This window comes from Deltaproteobacteria bacterium, assembly GCA_030654105.1.
Lineage (GTDB): Bacteria > Desulfobacterota > SM23-61 > SM23-61 > SM23-61 > JAHJQK01.
This window is the reverse complement of record JAURYC010000077.1, coordinates 1-3,424: the sequence shown is the minus strand read 5'-3', so window position 1 is coordinate 3,424 and position 3,424 is coordinate 1. Positions and strand designations below refer to the sequence as shown.

At 48.9% G+C, this 3,424-nt stretch carries 2 protein-coding genes; one reads left to right on the top strand and one right to left on the bottom strand.

Translation table 11 applies throughout. The features are described 5' to 3' along the window. Positions 1 to 303: 303 nt before the first annotated feature. Positions 304 to 1,731: a CoA-binding protein gene (locus Q7V48_02960; GenBank protein MDO9209697.1), complete on the top strand. Its 1,428-nt coding sequence runs from the start codon at positions 304 to 306 to the stop codon at positions 1,729 to 1,731. 116 nt (positions 1,732 to 1,847) lie between these two features. On the opposite strand, the gene Q7V48_02955 is transcribed toward Q7V48_02960, so the two are convergent. Then, a partial coding sequence (locus tag Q7V48_02955) for a PAS domain S-box protein (GenBank protein ID MDO9209696.1) occupies positions 1,848 to 3,424 on the bottom strand: 1,577 nt, incomplete at its 5' end.

Below are 3,424 nucleotides of genomic sequence, written 5' to 3'. Positions count from 1 at the left end.
ATATCGAAATCCTAAACAAATTCAAAATTCAAATATCAAAATTCCAAACTTTTTTGTTTAGATAATTCGAATTTTGAATCCGCCTTAGGCGGACTTGTTTCGAATTTCGTGCTTCGAATTTAGAATTTAGGCATCCCTTGCGGATAAACGTTAGAGATAAATTCTCAAACTTTAATGGGTAAGAATCTAAAAGGGATATGAGGATCAATCTTTTTGAAAATGTTGCTTTTTTCTTTCGAATTTAGTAGGTTGAAATAAAAAAGGATAGGTTTAAGGCGCGAGGTGGAAGGGGAAAGGAGGGGTATGGAAAGCGGGAAGGACCATTTTCTGTATAAATTTTTCTATCCTGAGAGTGTGGCAATTGTGGGGGCTTCAAGGAATGCGTTTAGAGTCAACTACCATCTGGTGGCTAACCTGGTCAAGCTCGGATTCGCAGGGAAAATTTATCCCGTCAACCCTGAGGCCGGGGATATTTTAGGTTTAAAGGTTTATCCGAATCTAAAAAGCATCGATGGACACGTGGACCTGGCTGTCGTAGCAGTCTCTTATCAAACAACTCCCAGCCTTCTTAAAGATTGCATAGAAAAAGGGATCCAAAACGTCGTACTCGTGGCCGGTGGTTTTTCCGAGACCGGGGAGGAGGGCAGGAGGGTGCAGAAGGAGATGGCCAAGCTCCTCAAAGAAAACGGTGTCCGGGCCATCGGTCCCAATGCTCTGAGTCCGATTAACACATCGACAAACTTGGCTATCAGCTTTCACCCGATCGACCGGATGAAGGTTGGCGGGCTTTCTCTGATCTTCCAATCCGGTTTGTATGAACCCAGGATCGACTGGCTTTTTGCAGACTTCAACCTTCATCTCAACAAGCTCATCGACCTGGGAAACAAGATGGACATCAACGAGGTGGATGCCTTGACCTACCTGGCCCAAGATTCCCAAACCCGGGTCATCGGCATTCACCTGGAGAGTATCGAGGGGGACGGGCGAGAATTTTTAAGGCTCCTGCGGGAAGCTTCACGGCAAAAGCATGTGGTCGTCCTCAAATCCGGGCGCACCGAGGCCGGGGCCAGAGCGGTTTCTTCGCATACTGGGGTGATTGTCCAGGGAAGCGATCTTGTGTTCGAAGCTGCCTTGAGGCAGTCCGGGGCCATTCGGGCTCAAACCATTGAGGAGTTTTTCGACCTGACGAGGGCGCTGGAGCGCTTTGGTTCCATTTTGCTGCCGGGAAACCGCATCGCCATTGCCACGCTTCCGGGTGGGGAGGCGGTAATCGTAACGGACCATTGTCAGTTTGCCGGCCTTTCTCTTGCCAAGTTACCAAATGAGGTTCTGATCAAGCTCAGACCCATTTTTCCCCCTTGGGAGATTTCGGGGAATCCCTTTGACCTCGGCGTTTCCTTACAGTTCAACGACATAAGGATGGTTTACAGCCTCCTTCTCGAATCTATTGTGCCCGACCCGGGTGTGGACGGAATTGCCGTGCAGTTCCCCTCACGGGCATTTGCGCTTCCCCGGGATTTCTTCCAGGTCTTTCCCCAAGCGCTTAAATTTAAAAAACCCATCGCGGTCTGGGTTGCGGGAATGGAATCAGGCAGGAATGAAACCCTCGCCTGGTTGGATGATCACCATGTGCCCGTTTTTTCCTGCCCGGAGAAGGCTATCCGGGCTCTTTCGGCCCTACATCGCTCCAGCCAATTTAAAACCGCTACGGGCATAGCGCAAAGCGCATAGCGTAATCCTTCGCGCCTTGCATCGTGTATCTTGTATCGTGAATCCTGCATCCTGTGCCTGTTTTTTTGCCTGCTTTTAATTAAAAAATTCCGCATTCCGAAATCCGCAATTTCGCTTTATTTATCCAATACTTCCCTCACTTTTAGTACCAATGCTTCCATAGAAAAAGGCTTCTGAAAAAAATTAACCCCCTCTTCCAATACCCCATGACGCACGACCGTATCATCGGTATATCCCGACATATACAATACCTTAATCTTCGGATGCAAAAGCAATAAACGGTCCGTCAACTCCCGCCCACTCATCACCGGCATCACCACATCCGTGACCAATAAATCTATTGACCCCTCATGCTTCTCGCATATCATGAACGCCTCCCCTCCATTGGCGGCCTCCAAAACCTCATAACCCTGCTTCCTTAATATCTGTACCACCAAATTCCGTACATCCCCATCATCCTCCGCCACCAGCACCGTCTCCCCCCCACGAGGGAGCTCCTCTTCTATTCGCTTCGCCCTCTCCTCCTCCAACGGCTCATCCACGCGGGGAAGATAAACCTTAAACGTAGTTCCCTTCCCCGGCTCGCTGTAAACCCAAATATTCCCCCCACTCTGTTTCACAATCCCATACACCGTTGATAACCCCAACCCCGTTCCCTTCCCCTTTTCCTTTGTGGTAAAAAATGGTTCAAATATTTTTTCCCTAACTTCCGTGGTCATCCCCACCCCTGTATCACTCACCGCAATCCGCACATATCGCCCCGGCTTCACTCCCACATGACCATTTACATACGCTTCATCCAAATCCACCTTGGCCGTCTCAATCGTCAACTTTCCCCCTCTGGGCATGGCATCTCTGGAATTGAGTACTAAATTGAGAACAACCTGTTCCATCTGCCCGGGGTCCACCTTCACCCTCCCCGAATCCCCCGCCAACATACTCACTAACTCAATATCCTCCCCAATCACCCGATGCAACATCTTATCCATATCCCCCAAAAGACTATTCAAATCCAAAACCTTCATTTCCATTATCTGGCGGCGACTGAAGGCTAAGAGCTGGCGAGTAAGATTGGCCGACTGCTGGGTAGCTTTGTCGATCATTTCGAATGTCCCCCTCAAAGGGTCTCCCGCTTTGAGATCCATTAGGGCAAGCTGGCTGCAAGTTTTGATCAGGGTGAGGGAGTTATTGAAGTCATGGGCAATCCCTCCGGCCAACTGACCGATAGCCTCAATCTTCTGGGACTGGCGCAACTGCTCCTGAAGAGCCGCCATTTCTTTCTCTGCCTGCTTGCGCTCGGTGATGTCGCGGACAATGCCTCTAAACCCTATCCGGTTACCTGAAATATCCTTAATTAATGATACCGAAGCATCAATGTCCCTCTTCGTCCCATCTTTTTTTATAATCTCCCATTCGAACCCTTTGGCAGATTGCTCCGTTCGGAAAACTTTATTGAAAGCCTGATACAATTTTTTAGCGTTCTTTTGATCGGTGTATTGCCGGTTATTCATGCCCATCATTTCTTCTTTAGAATATCCCAATATTTGGCACATGGAATCATTGAAGAAGGTAAAATTTCCTGCGATGTCAACCTCGTAGTAGCCATCCTCGATACTTTCCAGAATGTCTCGATACCGTTCCTCCGATACCCGCAGGGCCTCCTCGGATCGTTTGTGCTCAACAAAAAGCAGAG